The sequence below is a fragment of the Neptuniibacter sp. 1_MG-2023 genome (assembly GCF_030547185.1).
In the GTDB taxonomy this organism is placed as follows: Bacteria; Pseudomonadota; Gammaproteobacteria; order Pseudomonadales; family Balneatricaceae; genus Neptuniibacter.
The window spans coordinates 1-21,666 of sequence record NZ_JAUOQR010000013.1 but is presented as its reverse complement, the minus strand read 5'-3'; the positions used below and the strand labels follow the sequence as shown (position 1 = coordinate 21,666).

General features: G+C 43.7%; 24 protein-coding genes. 23 read left to right on the top strand and 1 reads right to left on the bottom strand.

The window, feature by feature from the left end; translation table 11 throughout:
* The 5 genes from hflK to Q4492_RS13390 all read left to right on the top strand — a co-directional run bounded on the left by hflK (position 1) and on the right by Q4492_RS13390 (position 4,966).
* A complete protein-coding gene (gene hflK, locus Q4492_RS13410; protein WP_303418850.1) occupies positions 1-1,194 on the top strand; it encodes an FtsH protease activity modulator HflK in 1,194 nt (397 codons plus the stop codon).
* Positions 1,194-2,066 carry a protease modulator HflC gene (gene hflC, locus Q4492_RS13405; protein WP_303418847.1) on the top strand — a complete coding sequence of 291 codons (873 nt, stop codon included), beginning with the start codon at positions 1,194-1,196 and terminating at the stop codon, positions 2,064-2,066. The genes hflK and hflC overlap by 1 nt, the downstream gene beginning before the upstream one ends.
* A 127-nt stretch (positions 2,067-2,193) precedes the next feature.
* Positions 2,194-2,391 (top strand): DUF2065 domain-containing protein, encoded by a 198-nt coding sequence (locus Q4492_RS13400; RefSeq protein WP_303418845.1) that lies wholly within the window; start codon positions 2,194-2,196, stop codon positions 2,389-2,391.
* A gap of 64 nt (positions 2,392-2,455) precedes the next feature.
* A complete protein-coding gene (locus Q4492_RS13395; protein WP_303418842.1) occupies positions 2,456-3,631 on the top strand; it encodes an ATP phosphoribosyltransferase regulatory subunit in 1,176 nt (391 codons plus the stop codon).
* Positions 3,632-3,670: 39 nt separating this feature from the next.
* Entirely contained in the window at positions 3,671-4,966 is a 1,296-nt protein-coding gene (locus tag Q4492_RS13390) for an adenylosuccinate synthase (RefSeq protein ID WP_303418839.1), read from the top strand.
* A 59-nt stretch (positions 4,967-5,025) separates the two neighbouring features.
* On the opposite strand, the gene Q4492_RS13385 is transcribed toward Q4492_RS13390, so the two are convergent.
* Entirely contained in the window at positions 5,026-5,838 is an 813-nt protein-coding gene (locus Q4492_RS13385; RefSeq protein ID WP_303418837.1) for an inositol monophosphatase family protein, read from the bottom strand.
* A gap of 169 nt (positions 5,839-6,007) precedes the next feature.
* On the opposite strand from Q4492_RS13385, the gene Q4492_RS13380 reads away from it, so the two are divergent.
* The 18 genes from Q4492_RS13380 (at position 6,008) to murI (ending at position 21,481) form a co-directional block, all read left to right on the top strand.
* Positions 6,008-6,748 (top strand): RNA methyltransferase, encoded by a 741-nt coding sequence (locus Q4492_RS13380; protein WP_303418834.1) that lies wholly within the window; start codon positions 6,008-6,010, stop codon positions 6,746-6,748.
* A gap of 155 nt (positions 6,749-6,903) precedes the next feature.
* A complete protein-coding gene (gene iscR / locus Q4492_RS13375; protein ID WP_067869944.1) occupies positions 6,904-7,401 on the top strand; it encodes a Fe-S cluster assembly transcriptional regulator IscR in 498 nt (165 codons plus the stop codon).
* A 19-nt stretch (positions 7,402-7,420) separates the two neighbouring features.
* Entirely contained in the window at positions 7,421-8,635 is a 1,215-nt protein-coding gene (locus Q4492_RS13370; protein ID WP_303418829.1) for an IscS subfamily cysteine desulfurase, read from the top strand.
* Positions 8,636-8,665: 30 nt separating this feature from the next.
* Positions 8,666-9,049, top strand: a complete 384-nt coding sequence (gene iscU, locus Q4492_RS13365) for a Fe-S cluster assembly scaffold IscU (protein ID WP_303418826.1) — start codon at positions 8,666-8,668, stop codon at positions 9,047-9,049.
* Positions 9,050-9,084: 35 nt separating this feature from the next.
* Positions 9,085-9,411 carry an iron-sulfur cluster assembly protein IscA gene (gene iscA, locus Q4492_RS13360; protein ID WP_303418823.1) on the top strand — a complete coding sequence of 109 codons (327 nt, stop codon included), beginning with the start codon at positions 9,085-9,087 and terminating at the stop codon, positions 9,409-9,411.
* A gap of 20 nt (positions 9,412-9,431) precedes the next feature.
* Entirely contained in the window at positions 9,432-9,959 is a 528-nt protein-coding gene (gene hscB / locus Q4492_RS13355) for a Fe-S protein assembly co-chaperone HscB (RefSeq protein WP_303418820.1), read from the top strand.
* 9 nt (positions 9,960-9,968) lie between these two features.
* Positions 9,969-11,846 (top strand): Fe-S protein assembly chaperone HscA, encoded by a 1,878-nt coding sequence (gene hscA / locus Q4492_RS13350; RefSeq protein ID WP_303418817.1) that lies wholly within the window; start codon positions 9,969-9,971, stop codon positions 11,844-11,846.
* Positions 11,846-12,184 (top strand): ISC system 2Fe-2S type ferredoxin, encoded by a 339-nt coding sequence (fdx, locus tag Q4492_RS13345; RefSeq protein WP_067869926.1) that lies wholly within the window; start codon positions 11,846-11,848, stop codon positions 12,182-12,184. Before hscA ends, fdx begins: the two co-directional genes overlap by 1 nt.
* Positions 12,185-12,194: 10 nt before the next feature.
* Complete coding sequence (iscX, locus tag Q4492_RS13340) at positions 12,195-12,395, top strand: Fe-S cluster assembly protein IscX (protein WP_303418814.1); 201 nt, start codon at positions 12,195-12,197, stop codon at positions 12,393-12,395.
* Between the two features lie 228 nt (positions 12,396-12,623).
* The gene (gene ndk, locus Q4492_RS13335; RefSeq protein ID WP_067869919.1) at positions 12,624-13,031 is read left to right on the top strand and encodes a nucleoside-diphosphate kinase; all 408 of its coding nucleotides are present in this window, start codon (positions 12,624-12,626) and stop codon (positions 13,029-13,031) included.
* A gap of 74 nt (positions 13,032-13,105) precedes the next feature.
* The gene (gene rlmN, locus Q4492_RS13330; RefSeq protein ID WP_303418812.1) at positions 13,106-14,221 is read left to right on the top strand and encodes a 23S rRNA (adenine(2503)-C(2))-methyltransferase RlmN; all 1,116 of its coding nucleotides are present in this window, start codon (positions 13,106-13,108) and stop codon (positions 14,219-14,221) included.
* Positions 14,222-14,254: 33 nt separating this feature from the next.
* Complete coding sequence (gene pilW, locus Q4492_RS13325) at positions 14,255-15,022, top strand: type IV pilus biogenesis/stability protein PilW (RefSeq protein WP_303418809.1); 768 nt, start codon at positions 14,255-14,257, stop codon at positions 15,020-15,022.
* Positions 15,019-15,975, top strand: a complete 957-nt coding sequence (locus Q4492_RS13320; protein ID WP_303418806.1) for a RodZ domain-containing protein — start codon at positions 15,019-15,021, stop codon at positions 15,973-15,975. Before pilW ends, Q4492_RS13320 begins: the two co-directional genes overlap by 4 nt.
* Before the next feature lie 51 nt (positions 15,976-16,026).
* Complete coding sequence (gene hisS / locus Q4492_RS13315) at positions 16,027-17,268, top strand: histidine--tRNA ligase (RefSeq protein WP_303419025.1); 1,242 nt, start codon at positions 16,027-16,029, stop codon at positions 17,266-17,268.
* A gap of 41 nt (positions 17,269-17,309) precedes the next feature.
* Positions 17,310-17,966: a tetratricopeptide repeat protein gene (locus tag Q4492_RS13310; protein ID WP_303418804.1), complete on the top strand. Its 657-nt coding sequence runs from the start codon at positions 17,310-17,312 to the stop codon at positions 17,964-17,966.
* Entirely contained in the window at positions 17,967-19,118 is a 1,152-nt protein-coding gene (gene bamB / locus Q4492_RS13305; RefSeq protein ID WP_303418801.1) for an outer membrane protein assembly factor BamB, read from the top strand.
* Positions 19,119-19,202: 84 nt separating this feature from the next.
* A complete protein-coding gene (gene der, locus Q4492_RS13300) occupies positions 19,203-20,639 on the top strand; it encodes a ribosome biogenesis GTPase Der (protein WP_303418798.1) in 1,437 nt (478 codons plus the stop codon).
* Positions 20,636-21,481 (top strand): glutamate racemase, encoded by an 846-nt coding sequence (murI, locus tag Q4492_RS13295; RefSeq protein WP_303418795.1) that lies wholly within the window; start codon positions 20,636-20,638, stop codon positions 21,479-21,481. Before der ends, murI begins: the two co-directional genes overlap by 4 nt.
* The last annotated feature ends 185 nt before the right edge of the window (positions 21,482-21,666 follow it).

Here is a 21,666-nt window from a genome sequence, read left to right as displayed (position 1 = left end):
ATGGCTTGGAATGAGCCTGGTGGTAATGGTGATAATAAAGATCCTTGGGGTAGTGGTAATAATAACCGAGGGGGAAATAAAGGGGGTGGTGATCAAGGACCGCCGGACTTAGATGAGGCATTGCGGAAATTGCAGGATAAGCTGAGTGGCATATTCGGTGGTTCCGGTAAAAATAATGCCGGAAATGGCGGTGGTTCAAGTACATCCTCTGGTGGTGCTGGCTTGTTCTGGATTATTGCGCTTATTGCTATCGTGATTTGGGCTGGTATGGGGGTATATACCGTCGATCAGCAAGAACGAGGTGTAGTGCTACGTTTAGGTAAGTATAACGATACTGTTGGCCCTGGTTTACAGTGGAATCCGCCGTTAATTGATCTGGTTGAAAAAGTAAACGTAACGCGTGTACGTACGCGTGATCATCGTGCACTTATGTTGACTAAAGATGAAAATATTGTGGATGTTGAAATGACGGTTCAGTACGTTATTACTGATGCCAAAGGGTTTGTGCTAACCGTTAGAGATCCTGAAGCGAGTCTTTCTAATGCTGCAGAATCTGCACTTCGTCATGTAGTTGGTTCTACCAATATGCATTCAATCTTAACCCAAGGTCGTGAACAGCTGTCTATTCAAGTGCAGGAACGCTTGCAGGGTTATATGACGGATTATGGTACAGGTCTACGTATATCTAAGGTCAATATTAAAGAGGCTAAAGCACCTAACCAGGTTCAAGATGCATTCGATGATGTGATCAAGGCGCGAGAAGATGAGCAGCGAGTTAAAAACGAAGCTGAATCTTATGCTAATGGTATTATTCCAGAGGCCCGTGGTCAGGCGCAGCGTGTGCTAGAAGAGGCGAGTGCCTATAAGGAGCAGGTTGTTGCCCGCTCTGAAGGTGATGCTAAGCGTTTTACGGCACTGTTGACTGAGTATGAAAAGGCTCCTGATGTTACTCGTGAACGTTTGTACTTAGATACAATGCAGGAAGTGCTTGCTGCTAACCCTAAAGTTCTTGTAGATGTTGAGGGTGGTAATAACATGATGTATTTACCGCTTGATAAAATCATGCAGAACCGTCCGGTATCGGCAGATGCTAATTCGCCAGTTCGTTTAGATAGTCAAAGCTTGAGAGAAGTGACTGATCAGGTGGTGGATGAGCTTCGTATAAGACAGAGTACGCGTAGGGAGGGTCGATAATGCAATCTAAATCTATGGTAGGCCTAGCTTTACTGGCTGTTGTTGTTTTGTTGGCTCAAAGCTCTCTTTATATAGTGAAAGAAACTGAACGTGCTGTATTGCTGAAGTTTGGTGAGGTTTCTGAGGCTGATGTTGCACCGGGATTGCATTTTAAAATTCCGGTTATGAACAAAGTACGAAAGTTTGATTCTCGTATTTTGACGTTGGATACGCGTCCGCAAGCTTATTTGACACTAGAGAAAAAGCGTTTGATCGTTGATTCTTTTGTGAAATGGCGTGTATCAGATGTGCAAAAGTTCTATACGGCTACCTCGGGTGATGCACTGAAGGCCGCTCAATTGTTATCTGACCGTGTTGACACGGGTTTACGTAATCAATTTGGTGAACGTACTGTTACTGAAGTTGTGTCAGGTGAGCGTGAAGAATTGATGCGTGAGCTGACTAATAAGCTAAGTGCAATTGCGATCCAAGAGTTCGGTGTTGAAGTGGTTGATGTGCGTGTTAAGCGTATTGATCTACCGCAAGAGGTATCTGAATCTGTTTATGGACGTATGCGTTCAGAGCGTGAGCTTGAAGCCCGTGAACTTCGTTCTCGCGGTAAAGAGTTAGCGGAAGGTATTCGTGCGGATGCCGATCGTCAGAGAACGGTTATTGAGGCTGAAGCTTATCGTGAATCTGAAGAGCTTCGTGGTGAAGGTGATGCGGTTGCAGCAAATAATTATGCTAAAGCCTATTCTGCTAACCCTGAGTTCTACTCGTTTTACCGTAGTTTGCAGGCGTACCGCGAGTCATTTTCTCAAAGTGGCGATGTGCTAGTCTTAAAGCCTGACAGCGATTTCTTTAAGTACATGGGGCAACCTGGTGTACGTTAAGAAATGTTGATGTGAAAATGCACAAAAAAACGGTTCAGGGGAAGGCATTCCCCTGATTCCGTGATAGAATACGGCAGCCGGGTTAAAGCCCGGTTTTTTTGTGTGATAAGATTGGGGATATTAAGTAGTGTCATCTGAATTAGTTGATGGTTTGGTGATTGGTTTCTGCTTGATGCTTATACTCGAAGGTATTATTCCATTCCTCTATCCACAGCGTTGGCGCAATCTTGTTCAGCAGCTTGCGCTTGTCAGTGACCGGTCTCTACGTTTTATCGGCCTTGGCAGTATGCTACTAGGGGTTTTTCTTCTCTACGTAGTTCATTAAAGATTTATTGAAGTATCGGGTGTTTGCCCGGTGTGATGTTTTTTTGAGATATACGGAGTACCACATGGCATTGGCAGATCGTTGGCTGCTACCGGAAGGTGTGCAAGAACTTCTTCCTTCGCAAGCCCGTCGCGTTGAAATTTTACGTAGGCGTCTATTGGATCTGTACGAACATTGGGGTTATGAGCTCGTTATGCCGCCTTTGTTTGAACATCTAGAATCTCTGCTTACCGGTGTTGGTCGTGATTTAGAACTCAATACGGTTAAAGCTACGGATCAGATGAGTGGTCATTTGATCGGTGTACGTGCAGATATTACGCCTCAAGTTGCACGTATAGATGCTCACCGTTTGCGTGAATCGGGGGTAACACGTCTTTGTTATGCCGGTCCTGTTGTTCATGCTATGCCGGCACAGCCTTTAGCTTCACGTAATCCTCTGCAAATTGGTGCTGAACTTTATGGTCACTCAGGTATTGAGAGTGATGTAGAGGTTATCTCTCTGATGGTTGAGACCATGCAAATGGTAGGCCTTGAGCATGAGTTGAGTATAGATTTAGGTCATGTTGGTGTGTTTACTGGGTTGATGGAAATAGCTGAGCTGACTGACCAGCAGCAAGATCAGTATCTAGATATATTAAGCCGTAAGGCTTTGCCAGAATTAGAAGTGTTTGTAGCCTCCTTAGATGCGCAGCCTATCATTGCTCAGTGTTTATTAGCGTTGCCACGTTTAAACGGTGGTGTTGAAGTACTGTCTCGTGCTCGTACATTATTTGCTGAAGCGCCGAAGCGTGTACTCGATGCAATTGAGTATTTGCAGCAATTAGCTGATCGTATTGCGTTACGTTTCCCCGATTTGGATCAGTATTTTGATCTGAGTGAATTACGTGGTTATAACTATCATACGGGTGTTGTTTTTGCTGCATATACTCCTGCGTTTGGGCAAGCGATTGCTAAAGGCGGCCGTTATGATGAAATTGGCCGAGATTTTGGTCGTGCACGCCCTGCAACGGGTTTTAGTGCGGATTTGCATAGACTGGTTGAGCTCTCTAAAGAGGTCGCTCCAAGTCTTGAAGTAGTTTTGGCGCCAGCTGAGGAAGATGCTTCGCTTTTAGATAAAGTGAAGCAGCTTCGTTCCGAGGGTGTTTGTGTGATTTATGCGTTGTCTGGTGTTGAATCGGCAGCAAAGTGTACCGCTCAGTTAGTGCGGTGTAATGGTGAATGGATCGTTAGCGATCTGTAACTTGTATTAAATTTATTAAGTAATCTCAAGTAGGCAGCAATGGGCAAAAACGTAGTCGTTCTGGGTACCCAATGGGGTGATGAAGGTAAAGGCAAAATCGTTGATTTGCTAACAGACCAAGCATCAGCAGTCGCTCGCTTTCAAGGCGGACATAATGCTGGGCATACGTTGGTTATAGACGGTGAAAAAACTGTTTTGCACCTGATTCCATCGGGGATATTACGCGACAATGTCGTGTGTATGATTGGTAATGGTGTAGTGCTTTCGCCGGAAGCGCTGTTGAAAGAGATTAAAGGTCTTGAAGATGCAGGGGTTCCTGTACGTGAGCGTTTGCGCTTAAGCCCTGCTTGTCCTCTTATTCTTCCTTATCATGTTGCATTAGACCAGGCACGAGAGCTTGCGCGTGGTGAGGCAAAAATTGGTACAACAGGTCGTGGTATAGGTCCTGCGTATGAAGATAAAGTTGCTCGTCGAGGTTTGCGTTTGGCTGACCTTATGGATAAAGAGCGCTTTGCGATTAAGCTAAAAGAGGTTGTGGAGTATCACAATTTCCAGCTTGAGCATTATTACAAAGTTGAGCCGGTTGATTACCAAACCGTTCTTGATGAAGCGTTAGCGATGGGTGAGCAGATTGCGCCTATGGTTGCTGATGTAACAGCAATGCTTCATGACCTGAGAAAAGCAGGTAAGAACATTATGTTTGAAGGTGCTCAAGGATCATTATTAGATATTGATCACGGCACTTATCCATATGTTACCTCTTCTAATACTACGGCGGGCGGTGCGTCTACAGGTAGTGGTTTTGGGCCGTTATATCTGGATTATATCTTAGGTATCACTAAGGCCTACACTACGCGTGTGGGTGGTGGACCGTTTCCGACTGAGTTGCATTGCAATGTAGGCGAAGGTCTTGCAGAACGTGGTCATGAATTTGGTTCGACTACAGGGCGTGCGCGTCGTTGTGGTTGGTTTGATGCGGTTGCTCTAAAGCATGCGATTCAAATCAACTCTGTATCGGGTCTTTGTTTGACTAAGTTAGATGTTCTGGACAGCATGGATGAGATTAATATCTGTGTAGGTTATAAGGACTCTGAAGGTAATTTGGTTACTTCTCTAAGTGGTAGTGAAGACTACGAAGTAGTAGAGCCTGTTTACGAAACTATGTCGGGTTGGAGTGAAAGTACGGTTGGTGCTCAATCAATTGATGAGCTGCCAGCAGCTGCTGTCGCTTATATTAAGCGTATTGAAGTTCTGGTTGAGGCGCCTGTAGATATCATCTCTACTGGGCCTGATCGTATTGAAACGATTATTTTACGCAACCCTTACGAAGTGTAAGGGTTCGTTTAGATATAAAAAAACCGGCATTAGCCGGTTTTTTTGTATCTAAACGAAGCTTATTTCAAATCATCAGTCAGTGATGGTTGAAGTGCTTTGATTAGGGCTTTAAACATTTTCGGGTTGCCCGCAATTAGATTGCCGTTCTTGCGGAAATCATTGCTGCCTTTGAAATCGCCTATAAGTCCGCCAGCTTCTTGGATAAGGAGTAGGCCTGCTTCAATTTCACTGTAGTTTAGGCCAATTTGATAGTAGCCATCGATTCGGCCAGCAGCGATATAAGCCAAATTAAGTGCTGGGGAGCCGCCGTTATAGATGGTGCCGCCAGTAGAGGTGATGTCACGAAAGATATTTAAGTAAGTGTCTAGGTGGTCTTTGTCGCTTTTGCGATTAAAGAAGCCTGTGCTAATCAAGGCATTTTCTATGCCTTTATGGTTACTTACGCGTAATCGCTTGCCGTTTAGCTGAGCACCGTGGCCTCGGCTTGCGGTGAACTCTTCATTTGTGATTGGATTCAAAATAAGCGCATGTTCGATGCGGTTATTTTGTTGACCCGCAATGCAAAGCGCAAAAGTAGGCAAGCCATTGGAGAAATTGGATAGGCTATCAATTGGGTTTATAGTCCAAGTAAATTCAGGGCCTTCGCCGATAGGTGCATGCTCCCCCGTATACTCCCCAATCACTTTGTGATTTGGGTAGGCTTTATGAATCGCCTGAGTAATGCTTAATTCAGCTTTTTTACATGTTTCGCTGATTAATTTTGCTGCATCCGCTTGTTCTGATTTTACAAGATCTAAGCGTTCGACGGCGCGGGTAATCTGTTCTCCTGCGACGCGAGCAGCGCGCAGTGCAATGTTAACCATAGGTTGCATCTGATGGGGACCTAAAGACTGTACAAAATTGAAGCGAGCATTATACCTGAGGATGAGGGTGTCGTGAATAAAAGCTTGTATTAAGTCGTCGATTAGATGTGCTTAATAGCTGAATTGATATCGCTAGGTCTGTTAAAATAGAGTATTTCCTACTTTTAAGGTTAATTTGATGTCAGTTAATGTTCGTATCGTGCTTGTTAATACGACCCATCCTGGAAATATTGGTGGGGTGGCACGTGCAATGAAAAATATGAAGTTTGAAGAGCTGCATCTTGTTGCCCCTAAAAAGTTTCCTCATCCTAATGCTGATGCTCGCGCTTCGGGTGCTACTGATCTTTTAGAGCGTGCTGTTATTCATGAAACCTTAGAAGATGCGATTGCTGATTGTCAGTTGGTAGTTGGGACAAGTGCGCGAGGGCGTCATATTCCTTGGCCTGTTGTTGATCCTCGTGAATTGGCGTCAATCGTCTCTCCTATAATGACAGATAAAAAAGTCGCGATTGTTTTTGGTAGAGAGGATCGAGGCTTGACTAATGAGGAGTTACACTTATGTCATCATCATGTGCATATCCCATCTAATGAGGCGTTTAGCTCCTTAAATCTTGCGGCTGCAGTTCAAGTTATCACTTATGAGTTACGTATGGCTTCTTTGTATGCTGAGCAAAATGAAGCGCATAAGCCTCAATGGGGTACAGAGTGGGATATGGATTTAGCAGAAAGTGCTGATTTAGAACGGTTGTTTGAGCATATGGAGCAGACGTTGATTGATATAGAATTTTTAGATCCGGAACGTCCGCGTCAATTAATGCCTAGGCTTCGTCGACTTTATCTTCGCTCTTTAATGGATAAGGTTGAGGTGAATGTGTTGCGTGGTATTTTAACAGCGACTCAGAAGCAGCTTAAAAAGTAATCTTTGATTTGGGGCGTGGGGTTGTTCGCTATTCGTGTTAGAATTTGCGCACAAAGTAGGTAAAGCCCTACCAAAGAGGTTGGTTATTTAATTGACCTTTTTAGTCGGGTATTGCATAATGAACTCAAATGCTAACTCGCATCGGGGTAAAGAATATGCGACTGACGACTAAAGGGCGCTATGCTGTGACAGCAATGCTTGATTTGGCTCTTCATGAAGGTAAAGGGCCTATTAGCTTGGCTGATATATCAGAAAGGCAGGGAATCTCTTTGTCATATCTAGAGCAGTTATTTGCAAAACTGCGTAGAAATGAATTAGTGCGTAGTGTACGAGGCCCGGGTGGCGGCTATCAGCTTAATCGTGAACAATCGATTATTAATGTTGCTGAAGTTATCGACGCAGTAAATGAATCGGTTGATGCGACAGGCTGTCAGCGTCATGGCGATTGTCAGAATGGCGAGATTTGCCTCACCCACCATTTGTGGTGCGATTTAAGTGACCAAATTCATGGTTTTTTAAGAAGTATATCTTTGGCTGATTTAGTGGCTAGAAAAGATGTGCAAAATATTTCAGAACGTCAGAATCGAGTCAATTTAGATCAGATTATGACGGGATCAGATACTCTGGCGCTTTCAGATAAAGCGTCTGTATAAGTAGGCTCGGAGAGAATAAATGAAAACACCGATTTATCTGGACTATTCAGCTACAACACCTGTGGATCAACGCGTCGCGAATAAAATGATCGAGTGTTTGACTGTAGATGGTAACTTTGGGAATCCGGCTTCTCGCTCACACCTTTTTGGTTGGAAAGCAGAAGAAGCTGTTGAGATTGCACGTCGTCAAGTTGCTGATCTGATTAATGCTGATCCGCGTGAAATTGTGTGGACTTCGGGTGCTACAGAATCTGATAACTTAGCTATAAAAGGCGCAGCACACTTTTATCAAAAGAAAGGTAAGCACATTATTACCTCGAAAATTGAACATAAAGCTGTGTTAGATCCTTGCCGTCAGCTTGAGCGTGAAGGGTTTGAAGTAACCTACTTAACGCCTAATTCTGATGGTTTAATTGAGCCGCAAGCGGTTGCAGATGCTATTCGTGAAGATACAATTTTAGTATCTCTGATGCATGTAAATAACGAAATCGGCACTATTACTGATATAGAAGCTATTGGCGAGCTAACACGTCCTAAGGGCATTATCTTTCATGTAGATGCGGCTCAGAGTGCAGGAAAAATTGAGATTGATTTAGCTAAAGCAAAAGTTGATCTAATGTCCTTCTCTGCGCATAAAATGTATGGGCCAAAAGGGATCGGTGCTCTATTTGTACGCCGTAAACCGCGTGTTCGTTTAGAAGCACAAATTCATGGTGGTGGTCATGAGCGTGGTATGCGTTCAGGCACATTGCCTACCCATCAGATTGTTGGTATGGGTGAAGCTGCTCGTATCTGTAAAGAAGAGCTAGCGGCAGATACTAAAGCAATTATTGCACTACGTGACCGCTTTCTAGCCGGTATTGAGGGTATGGAAGAGGTTTACCTGAATGGCTCTAAAGAGCAGCGCATTCCAGGTAATCTTAACATTAGCTTTGCTTTTGTTGAGGGTGAATCATTACTGATGTCATTAAAAGATCTAGCTGTTTCGTCTGGTTCTGCTTGTACATCTGCAAGTTTAGAGCCTTCCTATGTGCTTCGTGCTTTAGGTTTAAATGATGAGTTGGCGCACAGTTCTATTCGTTTCTCATTCGGTCGTTTTACGACAGAAGAGGAAGTGGACTATGCAGCGGCACAGATTGAAGAAGCAGTGAGCAAATTACGTGAGCTTTCACCGTTGTGGGATATGTTTCAAGACGGTGTTGATTTGAGCAAAGTTGAATGGGTTCATCACTAATTCAACGCTGAAAGTTTTTTGGAGGTCGTCATGGCTTATAGTGAGAAAGTTATTGATCATTACGAGAACCCTCGTAATGTTGGCAAAATGAATGATAAAGATGCAAACGTTGGTACAGGTATGGTTGGAGCACCTGCTTGTGGCGACGTTATGCGCTTACAAATTAAAGTAAGCGATGATGGCATTATTGAAGATGCTAAATTTAAAACTTATGGTTGCGGTTCTGCTATCGCTTCTAGTTCTTTGATCACTGAATGGGTCAAAGGGATGTCCTTAGAAGAAGCGTCAGAATTGAAAAACACTGCTATTGCTGAAGAGTTGGCTCTGCCACCAGTGAAGATTCACTGCTCTGTTTTAGCTGAAGATGCTATTAAAGCAGCAGTGGCTGACTATAAAGAAAAAAAGAGCAAGTAGCTGTTTAGTTATTTGTTCGGGAGAAGTAGGCGTTTATGGCAATTACCATGACTGATGCAGCAGCAGAACATGTTGCGCGTTATATTGAGAAGCGTGGCCACGGTGCGGGTATTCGTTTAGGTGTGCGTACCTCTGGCTGTTCTGGTATGGCTTATGTCCTTGAATTTGTAGATGAAGTTCAGGATGAAGATGAAGTGTTTGATGGTCCGCAAGATGTTCGAATTGTTATTGATCCGAAAAGCTTGTTGTACTTGGATGGCACTGAATTAGATTTCGTTAAGGAGGGATTAAATGAAGGTTTTAAATTCAATAATCCTAATGTTTCTAGCGAATGTGGTTGCGGTGAAAGCTTCAACGTCTAAACTCTCTTGTCGGCAGAATGATGGATATCAGTAAAAATTTCTTTGAGTTTATCGGTCTGCCGGTATCTTTCGATATAGATCAGTCAGAATTGGCTGATCGTTCTCGCGAATTACAAAAAACACTTCATCCTGATCGTTACGCTCACCTATCTGATCGTGAACAGCGTATGTCTGTGCAGTATATGTCCTTTCTTAATGAGGGCGTGGCAACGCTGCGATCACCGCTGTTGCGAGCGCAATATCTTTTGTTGTTGCAGGGAATCGATACGGAAAGTGAATCTTCTACACCTATTGCGCCGATGTTTTTGATGCAGCAGATGGAGTTGAGAGAGCGACTTGAGGAGATTCCTGATCAGGATGACCCTTATGCAGAGCTAGAAGATCTACTAGCTGAAGTTGAGGGTATGTTAAAGACTTTGCGCGAACAGTTTGCACAGGATTATCGGGAAGGAGCATTAACTGCTGCTACTGAAGCTGTGCGTAAAATGCAATTTTTAGAAAAGCTTGTTGTTGAGATAGAACGTCTTGAAGACAGGCTGGATGGTTAACGCAATACTATGGCGCTATTACAGATAGCAGAACCGGGGCAGAGCGAGGCTCCGCATCAGCATAAATTGGCAGTGGGTATCGATTTAGGGACAACCAATTCTCTTGTCGCATCAGTTAAAAGTGGCGAAGCTGTTACTATCCCCGATATTGATGGTCAGCATTTATTGCCTTCCGTTGTGAGGTATATGCCCTGCGGGAATCATTTAGTAGGTGCTGAGGCTCGTACTTATGCTGCTTCTGATCCTGATAACACGATTATCTCCGTTAAGCGATTAATGGGGCGTGGGGTTAGTGATCTTAAGACGCTTGGAGATGAAGCGCCTTACCAGTTTGATGTTAATGATGGTGGTATGCCTTACATTAAAACAGCGGCTGGAAATAAAAGCCCTGTTCAGGTCTCTGCTGATATATTGAAAACGTTGGTGGCGCGTGCAGAAGAAGCATTAGGCGGCGAGCTGACCGGTGCTGTTATTACGGTGCCTGCCTATTTTGATGATGCACAGAGGCAAGCGACTAAAGATGCGGCTACCTTAGCGAATATTAAAGTGCTTCGCTTGTTAAATGAGCCTACGGCTGCGGCTGTTGCTTATGGTTTAGATCAAGGTAAGGAAGGGGTTATTGCTGTTTATGACCTTGGTGGTGGTACCTTTGATATATCTATACTTCGTCTAAATAAGGGCGTGTTTGAAGTGTTGTCGACCGGTGGTGATAGTGCACTGGGTGGAGATGATCTTGATTTGGCTTTGGCCGACTGGATAGCGCAACAGTTAGATATAGATATTGATGGTAACTCGGTATCTCGCTATTTGATGGAAAAATCAAAACAAGCAAAAGAAGTGTTAAGTGGCGCTGACGAAGCGACCATTGATCTTGAAATTAAAGGGCGTAAGCAGTCCATTACCGTGACGAGAGCAAAGTTTGATGAATTGGTCTCGCCTCTGGTTAAGCGTACTATCCGTGCTTGCCGTAGGGCGTTGAAAGATGCATCGGTTGAAGCTGAAGATGTGCTTGAGGTTGTGATGGTGGGCGGCTCAACTCGTGTGCCATTGGTGCGGGAAGAGGTAAAGCAGTTTTTTGCACGTGAACCTCATATAAAAATAGATCCAGACTGCGTTGTTGCGGTTGGTGCGTCTATTCAAGCAGATGTGCTGGCAGGTAATAAGCCTGATAGCGGTATGTTGTTGCTGGATGTTATTCCTCTCTCTCTAGGTATTGAGACTATGGGGGGGTTAACGGAAAAGATTATACATAGGAATACATCTATTCCTGTTGCGCGCGCTCAAGAGTTTACCACGTATCAAGATGGCCAGACGGCTATGGCGATTCATGTTGTTCAGGGTGAGCGTGAGTTGGTATCGGATTGTCGTTCTTTAGCGCGGTTTGTTTTGCGGGGTATACCGCCGATGGCAGCAGGTGCTGCTAAGATTCGTGTTACTTATCAAGTGGATGCCGATGGTTTGTTGGGTGTGCATGCTAAAGAGCTTACCTCAGGTGTTGAAAGTAGTATTCAGGTTAAGCCTTCTTATGGTTTAGGCGATGTTGAAATTGCTGAGATGTTAAAAGCGTCTTATTTGAATGCAGCTGAAGATAAAGATATGCGTGCATTGCGTGAACAGCAGGTGGATGCAGATCGGTTAATTGTTTCTCTTCAGGATGCGTTAGTAGCAGATGGCAAGCAATTATTAAGTCCTGATGAATACAAGTTACTAGAAAGTGAAATTGAAAAGTTAATTGAGCTACGTAATGGTAGTGATCTGGTGGCTATTGAGCGAGGTGTTGCTGCCTTGTCAAAAGCTTCGGATGAATATGCCTCGCGTCGTATGGATCATAGCATTCAAAAAGCGTTGCAAGGACACAGTATTGATGAACTTGGGGAGAGTGAGTGATGCCGCAGATTATCTTTCTGCCACACGATGAATTATGTCCTGAAGGTAAGGTGATTGACGCTGAGCCAGGGGTTACGGTCTGTGATGCTGCGCTTGCTCATGGAATTGAGATTGAGCATGCTTGTGAAAAGTCTTGTGCTTGTACAACTTGTCACGTGATTGTGCGTGAGGGGTTTGATTCCTTAGAGGAATCTGATGAGCTTGAGGATGACATGCTAGATAAAGCTTGGGGGTTAGAGCCTGAGTCTCGTTTAAGTTGCCAAGCGGTTGTAGCTGATGAAGACTTAGTGGTCGAAATTCCTAAGTATACAATTAATCAGGTTTCTGAACGTCACTAAAGGGATTGATATGAGTCTTAAGTGGGTAGATGTATTAGATATCGCGATTGAATTATCAGAGAAATATCCTGAGCAAGACCCTATGGCAATTGGCTTTCCTGACCTTTATCAGAAGGTAATGGATCTTGAAGATTTTGATGATGATCCTGATCGTTGTGGAGAGAAAATTCTAGAAGGGATACAAATGGCCTGGATAGAAGAGATGGATTAATTTCCAACTTATTGTGAAAACCCGGTTATGCCGGGTTTTCTTGTTTTTTAATGGCTGTTTTCTGGCGCCGCTCTAGCGTATAATTGCGCGCTGGATTTTTGTAGGGGTCATCCGAAAGCCTTATTGCAGTTTGTCGATTGTTTTATATCGGTTAACTATGCGGTGTAACAGAACTGTAAGGGTTTTCAGATAATTCTTTTTGTTTTATTTTATTTTGGAGCTTTAAACATGGCACTTGAACGTACGTTTTCAATTATTAAGCCGGATGCAGTTGCTAAGAATGTTATTGGCAAAATCGTTTCTCGTTTCGAGTCTAACGGTCTTAAAATTGTTGAAATGCAACTAAAACAGCTTTCTAAAGAAGAAGCTGAAGGTTTTTATGCAGAGCATAAAGAGCGTCCTTTCTTTGGTGATCTTGTTGAATTTATGACTTCAGGTCCTGTTGTTGTTCAGGTTCTTGAAGGCGAAAATGCAATTGCATTAAATCGTGAGCTTATGGGTGCTACTAACCCTCAAGAAGCTGCTGAAGGTACTATTCGTCGTGATTTTGCACAGTCTATTGATGCAAATGCGGTACATGGTTCTGATTCTCCAGCGTCTGCTGAGCGCGAAATCGCTTACTTCTTCGGTAAGTAATTACCGTCCAGGCCGCTTATGCCTTTGGATATGAGCGGTCTATTGATCTACCCCAATTATGAGCACTGTCATCTATGACTGAATCCACCAAAAAAGTTAATTTACTGGGCATGTCACCTGCAAAGCTGGAAGCTTTTTTTGAAGAAATAGGCGAGAAAAAATTCCGTGCAACTCAAGTGATTAAATGGATTCATCAGCTTGGAGCGTCTAGCTTTGAAGAGATGACTAATATCAGCAAGGCTTTGCGCATCAAGCTTGAAGAAGTAGCGGAAATTCGCGAGCCTGAAGTGTTGTTAGAAAAAGTTTCGAAAGATGGCACTAAAAAATGGATCATCCGTACAGAAAGTGGCTCTAGTGTCGAGGCAGTATTAATACCCGATGGTGAGCGAAAAACACTTTGTGTATCATCTCAAGTTGGTTGTTCCTTAGATTGTAGTTTCTGCTCGACGGGTAAGCAGGGGTTTAATAGTAACCTCACCGCTGCAGAAATTATTGGGCAGCTGCGTATAGCTATTCGGTCATACGGCGATTACAACACTACGTCTCAGCGTGTTGTGTCTAACGTGGTTATGATGGGTATGGGCGAACCTCTAATGAACTTTGACAACGTAGTTGATGCTATGACGTTGATGATGGAGGATAATGCTTACTGCTTATCGAAAAGACGTGTCACTTTGTCAACCGCAGGCGTTGTTCCCGCAATAGATAAGCTGGCTGAAGTGACTGATGTTTCTTTAGCTGTTTCTATACATGCGCCGAATGATGATTTACGTGATATTCTCGTGCCTATTAATAAGCGTTATCCTATTAATGATTTGGTTGATGCATGTAATCGTTATTTAGGTAAACTTAGTGATAAAAGGGTTATCACTGTTGAATATACATTGATTAATGGTGTGAACGATAAACCGGAGCATGCTAAGCAATTGTTGAAAGTTTTGCGCCGTATGCCATCGAAGTTAAATATTATACCGTTTAACCCATTCCCAAATTCAGGCTATGAGCGCCCAACAGAAGAAAGAATTCTGGCATTTAAAGAGATAATCGTTCATGGTGGCATTGTTACAACGGTAAGACGCACACGTGGTGATGAAATTGATGCTGCTTGTGGTCAATTAGTCGGTCAAGTTGTAGATAGAACGCGGCGTAGCCAGAAATATATACCTGTAGTGCAAGAAGGGCGTGAGTAAGCGTCATCGATAACAATAAGAGGGAAGAAAAGCGTGAGAGGAATCAAACTGGTACTCGCTCTATTTATGGTGCTAGTCGTCGTAGGTTGTACGACAAAAGGTTCCCAACCAGAGAGTAATAATACGGTTGCTCATGAAGCTTATTCTCGATTGGGATTTCAGTACCTTCAAAATGGCGATACGGCAACTGCAAAACAATCATTTCAGCGTGCTATAGAGCTTAATGGTGGTTACGCTGAAGCATATAATGGATTAGCTCTGACCTTCCAGTTAGAAGGTGATAGTGAGCTGGCCGAGACATATTTCCGCAAAGCCATTGCTGTCGCGCCAGATTCGGCAATGGTTCATAATAATTTTGGTGCTTTTCTCTTTTCGAATGAGCGTTACGCTGAAGCTTGTGAAGAGTTAGCAAGAGCGACTGAAGATCCTTTCTATAACTTACGATCTCAAGCGTTTGAGAATTTAGGCCGTTGTTATCGTCTGTTAGATCGCAAAGAAGCCTCTGTTCATGCGTTTAAGCGTGCCCTTCAAGTCACAGCAAATCGGCCGGTATCCTTAGTTGAGCTATCAGAGCTGTATCTGCTTGAAGGTAATTACTTAGAAGCTGAAAATTACTTTGATCGATTTCTTACTTTAGTAGAGAATCGACGTGTTGATCATTATGCAAAAAGTCTTTGGGTGGGTATTCGTTTGGCTCGTCATAATAGAGAGGCAACCCGTGCGGCGACTTTTGCTTTAATCCTTAAAAACCTTTATCCGAATTCAGAAGAGTATCGTCAGTATGAGGAGTCTGCGCGTTGAACAGTGAAGAACAAGAGTGTCAACCTGAATTACTGGCAGAAGAGTGGGGTGCGCGCCTGACATCTGCTCGTGAATCTCGTTCTGTTTCTATAGAGCAAGCGGCTGCAGATTTGAACTTGCCTGCCGATTATCTTCGCTGCATCGAAGCTGGGAGTTTAAAAGGCTTACCAAGCATGGTGTTTGCTAAAGGTTATATTCGTGCTTATCTCAAAATGCTTGGCATGGAAGATATAGATGCGCGAGTTGCAGAGTTTGTCGCGATTCATGGGGAAGGTTCGAGTAAAGGGGCTATTCGTCCTGTTAGTCGTGTTCGTCAGCAGGTTAAAATGGGCGACCCTTTGATGAAACTCTTCACATGGGTTTTTGTCTTGGCTATCTTAGGTGTCTCTTTTTGGTGGTGGCAGACCCAATATGGTGGCTCGTTAGACTTAACATCATCTACAGAAAGTGAAACGACAGAAATGACGGATTCCTCTTCACAGGCGGGTGATGTCACTGTGCTGGAAGATGGTACGGCTACATTAGCGTTACCTATGTTAGATGATAGACCTTTAGATGAAAGCGTAGATAATAAGCCTAGTGCTGCGCAGGATGGGGAAACTCAGCCAGAGCTTTCTGCAGAGGAGCAAGAGAAACTGCAGCAAGCTATAGATGAAAATAAAGCCTCTACTGAGGCGAGTGTTGAAAGCGCTGATAGCAATGCTGAAATTACAGTCTCTGCTGATTTTGTTGCGGAGTGTTGGGTATCTATACAAGATGGCGACGGTAAAAAGTTATTTAATAACTTAAGGGGTAAAGGTCAGAGTGTTAATGTGACCGGTAAGCCTCCTCTGAGCGTTCTTATCGGTGCAGCCGATGCGGTAGGTAACTTCACCTACAATGGTAAGTCGTTTGATCTAACGCCCTATAGTAATAAAAATGTAGTTCGTGTGAATCTTCCTGTTTCTGAATAAATTATAGTCGTGTGAGTTGTTGTTTTGGCCAAAATTAAAGCCATTCGTGGGATGAATGATATCCTGCCTGATCAGTCGCCAGTGTGGCAGTATCTTGAAAGCACCGTTAAAAATGTACTTTCCGCTTATGCTTATAGTGAAGTTCGTATGCCTATTGTTGAGCAAACGAGTTTGTTTAAGCGCTCTATAGGTGAAGTGACTGATATTGTTGAAAAAGAGATGTATACCTTTGAGGATCGAAACGGAGAGAGTTTAACGCTTCGTCCAGAAGGAACTGCCAGTTGTGTACGTGCGGCGGAAGAGCATGGTCTGCTATTTAATCAGATGCAGCGTTTCTGGTATCAAGGTCCTATGTTTCGTTATGAGCGACCTCAAAAAGGTCGATATAGGCAGTTTCATCAGATTGGTGTTGAAACGTTCGGTATGCCTAATGCAGATATAGATGCCGAAGTGATTTTGTTAAGTGCGCGCTTATGGAAAGAGCTAGGTTTATTGGACTCGGTTACTCTTCAATTGAATTCGTTGGGGAGTAATGAGGCGCGTGCTGAATATAAAGAGGCATTGGTTGTATTTCTTAGTGCGCACAAAGATCAGTTAGATGAAGACAGCCTTCGTCGCTTAGATTCTAATCCACTACGTATTCTTGATAGTAAGGCGCCTCAGACGCAGGCGCTTTTGAATGATGCACCCGTATTAAGTGATTATTTGGATGCTGAGTCACGAGAACATTTTCAGGAATTAACGTCGATATTAGATGCGGCGGGTATTGCGTATGAGGTTAATCCTCGTTTAGTGCGTGGGCTGGATTATTATTGCAAAACTGTATTTGAGTGGGTGACTGATAAATTAGGTGCCCAAGGTACAGTGTGTGCTGGCGGTCGTTATGATGGCCTAGTGAAGCAGTTGGGTGGTAGACCAACGCCTGCTGTTGGTTTTGCTATGGGTGTTGAACGCCTAATTTTATTACTTGAGACATTGGAACTTATACCTGAAAAGGTGCGCTTGCCGTTTGATCTTTATGTGGCAGCAGAAGAGAAAGGGTTGCAGTCTCAGGTTGTACTTTTAGCTGATCGCTTACGCGATCAGTGCCCAAGTTTAAGGGTGCGGGTCCATTGTGGTGGATTGAAAAATATTAAGCAGAAAGCACAACAATCAGGTGCGCCTATTGTTCTGTTAGTAAAAGAGTCTGATAATCAGCAGCTTTGCGGTACAATCTGGCACCAAGAAGAACCAGTGTTTGATCTAACTGAATCTCAAATGCTAGAAACGATTATTAAATGCCATAGCGCATAATCTTAATTTATTGAATTTGAACATAGGCACAGGAGTTTAAGGTGGCAGAGCTACGCACCGAAGAAGAACAAGTCCAGGCGCTAAAGTCGTGGTGGGATGAGAATGGAAAATCCTTGATTCTAGGGATTGCAGTAGCGTTAGCGGCCGTTCTTGGCTGGAAAGGTTGGCAGCAGCAAGAAGCTGTTCAGGCTGAAAACGCATCTATTCTATATCAGAATCTTTTAGACTCTGTTGTCGGTGCAATAGGGCCTCAGCAGGATGAAGCAAAGCTAGCAACAGCTAATCATCTCAGTGGTCAGCTTAAGTCAGAATACGATAGCACTGCATATGCTAATTATGCTGCTCTTATCATGGCTCGTGTTGCTGTTGAGCAAAGTCAGTTAGATAAGGCGGTCGAAGAGCTAGATTGGGTTTTAGCTCATCAGCCAACAGAATCAATGTATGTGTTAGCTAGTATGCGCAAGGCGCGTGTTATTGCTGATCAGGGCGATGCTGACAAAGCAATTAGCATAATCGATAGCATTCCAACGGCGGGTTATGATGTCAGTTTGAATGAGTTGAAAGGCGATCTTTATCTCTCTAAAGGCGATATAGCTAAAGCTAAAGCAGCGTATGAAGCGGCATTGAGTGCTTCCGCTGCAAACAGCCGTCCGTTGTTAGAGATGAAGTTGAATGATCTCGCTGCACAGGAGAGTTAAATGAAAAGTCTATGTCGTCTAGCTGCAGTTAGTATCGCATCTATTCTTATCGCTGGTTGTGGCTTTTGGGGCGATGATGGCGAAGAGGTTGAAGCAAATCCTTTGGTGTCTTTTGATGCTGAAAAGAAAGTATCTGTTTTGTGGTCTGCTTCCGTAGGTTCCGGGTTAGGTGAAAAATATCATCAAGTTAGGCCTGTGATCGATGGAGAGCATATATTTGCTGCCGACAAAGATGGTTCTGTTTTTGCCTTTGATCTGGAAACGGGTAAGAAGGTTTGGGAAGTTGAATTAGAGACTACAGTGATTGGCGGTGTCGGCGCTGGTTTTGGTCGAGTTGCTGTTGCTAATGATGAGGGCGAAGTTGTTGTCCTTTCTGGTGATGATGGTGCTGAATTGTGGCGTGCAAATGTCAACTCTGAAGTGAGTGCAGCAGCCCAGTTCAATGAAGAGTTAGCCGTATTTCAGCTAATTAATGGCAAGGTTATCGCGTTTGATATTTCAACAGGCGAGCAGCGCTGGTTGTATGATAGTCAAATTCCTCGTTTAACCTTGCGTGGTACAAGTTCACCTATTGTTGCGAGTGATGTTACTTTTGCTGGTTTTGCTAGCGGTAAGCTTGTTGCTATCGATAATGCTAAAGGTGTAGCGATCTGGGAAAGCCGAGTGGCTTTACCGCAGGGTCGCTCAGAATTAGAGCGTATGGTGGATATTGATGGGCGTCCATTGTTAGTTGACCGTATGCTTTACGTATCTAGTTATCAAGGGCGTTTGGTTGCGATCAATCCATTCCGTGCTCAGGTTGTTTGGGCTCAAGATGTATCGAGCTATCATTCATTGGCGGCAGGTTTTGGTAATATCTACGTCAGTGAGGCTGATGATGCTGTACAGGCCTTCGATCGTGCAAGTAGTGCGAGTGTTTGGCGTCAAGCTGAACTGGCTAATAGAGGTATTACTGCGCCGGCAACTGTAGGTAATGAAGTTGTAGTGGCTGATTTCGAAGGCTATCTGCATTTTATGTCCCAGACCGATGGGCATTTTGTGGCAAGGCATAAAGTAGATTCTTCTGGTGTTTATGGCGATATGATCGTCAAAGACGATGTTTTGTATGTGCTGACAAACAGTGGCCGCTTGGCTGCGTTGAGCATACAGTAATTTAAATTGTTCGATTCGGGCGGCTACTTGCTTTGCATTTAGCCGTCGTTTTGTTTTTACCTGCATAGTGCAGGAGTAGGGTTCATGCTTCCGGTAATTGCTCTCGTTGGTCGACCGAATGTCGGCAAATCTACATTGTTTAATCGTCTAACTAAATCAAGAGATGCGTTAGTGGCTGATTTGCCAGGACTGACGCGTGATCGAAAATATGGCGAGGGCCAGCTAGGCGAAGATCAAGATTACATCGTGATCGATACAGGTGGCATCACAGGTGATGAGCAAGGTATCGATTATGAGATGGCTAAACAATCTCTTCAAGCTATTGATGAGGCCGATATAGTCTTGTTCTTGGTAGATGGTCGTGCCGGTTTGAATCCTGCGGATGAAGTTATTGCTAACTATTTACGAAAAATAGATAAACCATGTCATTTGGTTGTTAATAAAACAGATGGTTTGAATCCGGATGTTGTTATTGGTGATTTCTTTTCTATAGGTTTAGGTCATCCGTTAGCGATTGCAGCTGCGCATGGTCGTGGCGTTACCTCTTTGATTGAGTATGTACTAGAAGAGCTTCCTGAGTTGACTGAAGAGTCGTTGGAGATGATGGCTCAAGTACAAAAAGGGATCAAAATTGCTGTAGTTGGTCGGCCAAATGTTGGTAAATCAACCTTAGTGAATCGCTTGCTAGGAGAGGAGCGTGTAGTCGTTTTTGATAAAGCGGGGACTACACGCGACAGTGTTTATATACCTTATGAGAGAGATGGTCGAAACTACACACTAATTGATACGGCAGGTATACGCCGTCGTAAGAATATTCGTGAGGCGGTAGAAAAATTCTCTATAGTTAAAACGCTGCAAGCGGTTAAAGATGCCCATGTGGTTGTTATGGTGATTGATGCTCGAGATGGTATCACTGAGCAAGATATGCATATGCTTAGTTTTGTTATCGATACTGGGCGCTCATTAGTTATCGCGTTGAATAAATGGGATGGTATGAGTGCTGATGAGAAAGAAGAAGTTAAGGAACAGATTGAGCGTAAATTAGAGTTCGCAGAATTTGCTCGTATGCACTTCATCTCAGCGCTTCATGGTAGTGGCGTTGGCAATATGTATGACTCTGTGGAAGAGGCTTATGATTGCGCAATGGCTAAGTGGTCGACCAGTAAGTTGACACGCCTTTTAGAAGATATAGTTGCGGATCATCAACCACCGGCCATTAATAACCGACGTATTAAACTACGTTATGCTCATCAGGGCGGTTCAAACCCTCCGATTATTGTTATTCATGGTAATCAGACGAAATCACTTCCTGGTTCTTATAAGCGTTATTTAGAAAATAAGTTTATTAAAGTGTTAGGGATTAAAGGTACACCTATTCGATTTGAGTTTAAATCGAGTGATAACCCATTTGAGGGTAAAGTGAACCCATTAAGTTCGCGACAGCTTGCGAAGAAGGAACGCTTCAGGGATCACGTTAAGCAGTTGAAAAAAATGAATAAGAAGAAAAAAGCTAAACGATGAGTTTAGTGCATAATGCCCATTTACCTATAGGTGTTTTTGATTCGGGTGTGGGCGGATTAACGGTTCTCAATGCTATTCGTCAGCGTTTACCTAATGAGAACCTTATCTACTTAGGTGATACTGCTCGAGTTCCTTATGGCACAAAAAGTGCCTCGTCTGTGACGCGTTATGCGGAGCAGGCAGCTAAGGCTTTAATTGAGCGTAAAATAAAGATGCTAGTTATTGCTTGTAATACTGCATCCGCGGTGGCTATTGAACCTCTTCAATATCTATATCCAGATATCCCTGTTATCGGGGTTGTGGGGCCGGGTGCGGAGGCTAGCTGTGATGCTACACAGAGTCAACATATAGGTGTTATTGCTACCGAAGGTACTGTTAATAATCAAGCGTACCAAAATGCAATATTGAAACGCCTCCCTAGTGCTTCTGTTGTTGCTCATCCTTGTTCATTGTTTGTTGCTCTGGCTGAAGAAGGTTGGCACACAGGTGATCTGGTCAAGCAAATAGTAGAGACCTGCCTTGAGCCGTTCAAGCGTGAAGACCACTCTTTGATCGATACGCTTGTTCTTGGATGTACACATTTCCCTGCATTGAAAAATGTAATTGCAGACGTGATGGGTGATGCAGTAAGTCTGGTTGATTCTGCAGAGACGACAGCAAATGCGGTGGCGAGCAGATTAGAGGCAGGCCAGCTATTAAATATGAAAGCGCTTAAAGGGGATGTGCAATTCCTCGTAACTGATGGGCCTACCCGTTTTGCGCGTGTCGCGCAGCATTTTTTCTCCGATCCTATTCCTACCTCAGAAATACAATTAGTCGATATACAGCACTTTGCTCATTAAGTTGTGTTTATGTGTTGATGGTGCTTCTAGTCTCCCGCTTTATGTAATGTTTGGTTGCTTTTTCTCCGTCTCTGGGGCGTTCTGATCTTAGATTGATTACTCCATAATCAATTCCGCCCCGATTTCCGCTTAATGTCGCTTTTTTGCCTTTATTTTGCAGTTTTTTAGTTTTGCCTGTTGACCTT

Bases quoted from the DNA above. Each gene is read 5' to 3' on its own strand.
- der (WP_303418798.1), top strand. From the start codon at position 19,203: ATGCTTCCGGTAATTGCTCTCGTTGGTCGACCGAATGTCGGCAAATCT.
- Q4492_RS13390 (WP_303418839.1), top strand. From the start codon at position 3,671: ATGGGCAAAAACGTAGTCGTTCTGGGTACCCAATGGGGTGATGAAGGT.
- hisS (WP_303419025.1), top strand. From the start codon at position 16,027: ATGAATGATATCCTGCCTGATCAGTCGCCAGTGTGGCAGTATCTTGAA.
- murI (WP_303418795.1), top strand. From the start codon at position 20,636: ATGAGTTTAGTGCATAATGCCCATTTACCTATAGGTGTTTTTGATTCG.
- Q4492_RS13370 (WP_303418829.1), top strand. From the start codon at position 7,421: ATGAAAACACCGATTTATCTGGACTATTCAGCTACAACACCTGTGGAT.
- bamB (WP_303418801.1), top strand. From the start codon at position 17,967: ATGAAAAGTCTATGTCGTCTAGCTGCAGTTAGTATCGCATCTATTCTT.
- Q4492_RS13380 (WP_303418834.1), top strand. From the start codon at position 6,008: ATGTCAGTTAATGTTCGTATCGTGCTTGTTAATACGACCCATCCTGGA.
- Q4492_RS13395 (WP_303418842.1), top strand. From the start codon at position 2,456: ATGGCATTGGCAGATCGTTGGCTGCTACCGGAAGGTGTGCAAGAACTT.
- ndk (WP_067869919.1), top strand. From the start codon at position 12,624: ATGGCACTTGAACGTACGTTTTCAATTATTAAGCCGGATGCAGTTGCT.
- rlmN (WP_303418812.1), top strand. From the start codon at position 13,106: ATGACTGAATCCACCAAAAAAGTTAATTTACTGGGCATGTCACCTGCA.
- iscR (WP_067869944.1), top strand. From the start codon at position 6,904: ATGCGACTGACGACTAAAGGGCGCTATGCTGTGACAGCAATGCTTGAT.
- hscB (WP_303418820.1), top strand. From the start codon at position 9,432: ATGGATATCAGTAAAAATTTCTTTGAGTTTATCGGTCTGCCGGTATCT.
- Q4492_RS13385 (WP_303418837.1), bottom strand. From the start codon at position 5,838: ATGCAACCTATGGTTAACATTGCACTGCGCGCTGCTCGCGTCGCAGGA.
- hscA (WP_303418817.1), top strand. From the start codon at position 9,969: ATGGCGCTATTACAGATAGCAGAACCGGGGCAGAGCGAGGCTCCGCAT.
- fdx (WP_067869926.1), top strand. From the start codon at position 11,846: ATGCCGCAGATTATCTTTCTGCCACACGATGAATTATGTCCTGAAGGT.
- hflK (WP_303418850.1), top strand. From the start codon at position 1: ATGGCTTGGAATGAGCCTGGTGGTAATGGTGATAATAAAGATCCTTGG.
- iscU (WP_303418826.1), top strand. From the start codon at position 8,666: ATGGCTTATAGTGAGAAAGTTATTGATCATTACGAGAACCCTCGTAAT.
- iscX (WP_303418814.1), top strand. From the start codon at position 12,195: ATGAGTCTTAAGTGGGTAGATGTATTAGATATCGCGATTGAATTATCA.
- iscA (WP_303418823.1), top strand. From the start codon at position 9,085: ATGGCAATTACCATGACTGATGCAGCAGCAGAACATGTTGCGCGTTAT.
- hflC (WP_303418847.1), top strand. From the start codon at position 1,194: ATGCAATCTAAATCTATGGTAGGCCTAGCTTTACTGGCTGTTGTTGTT.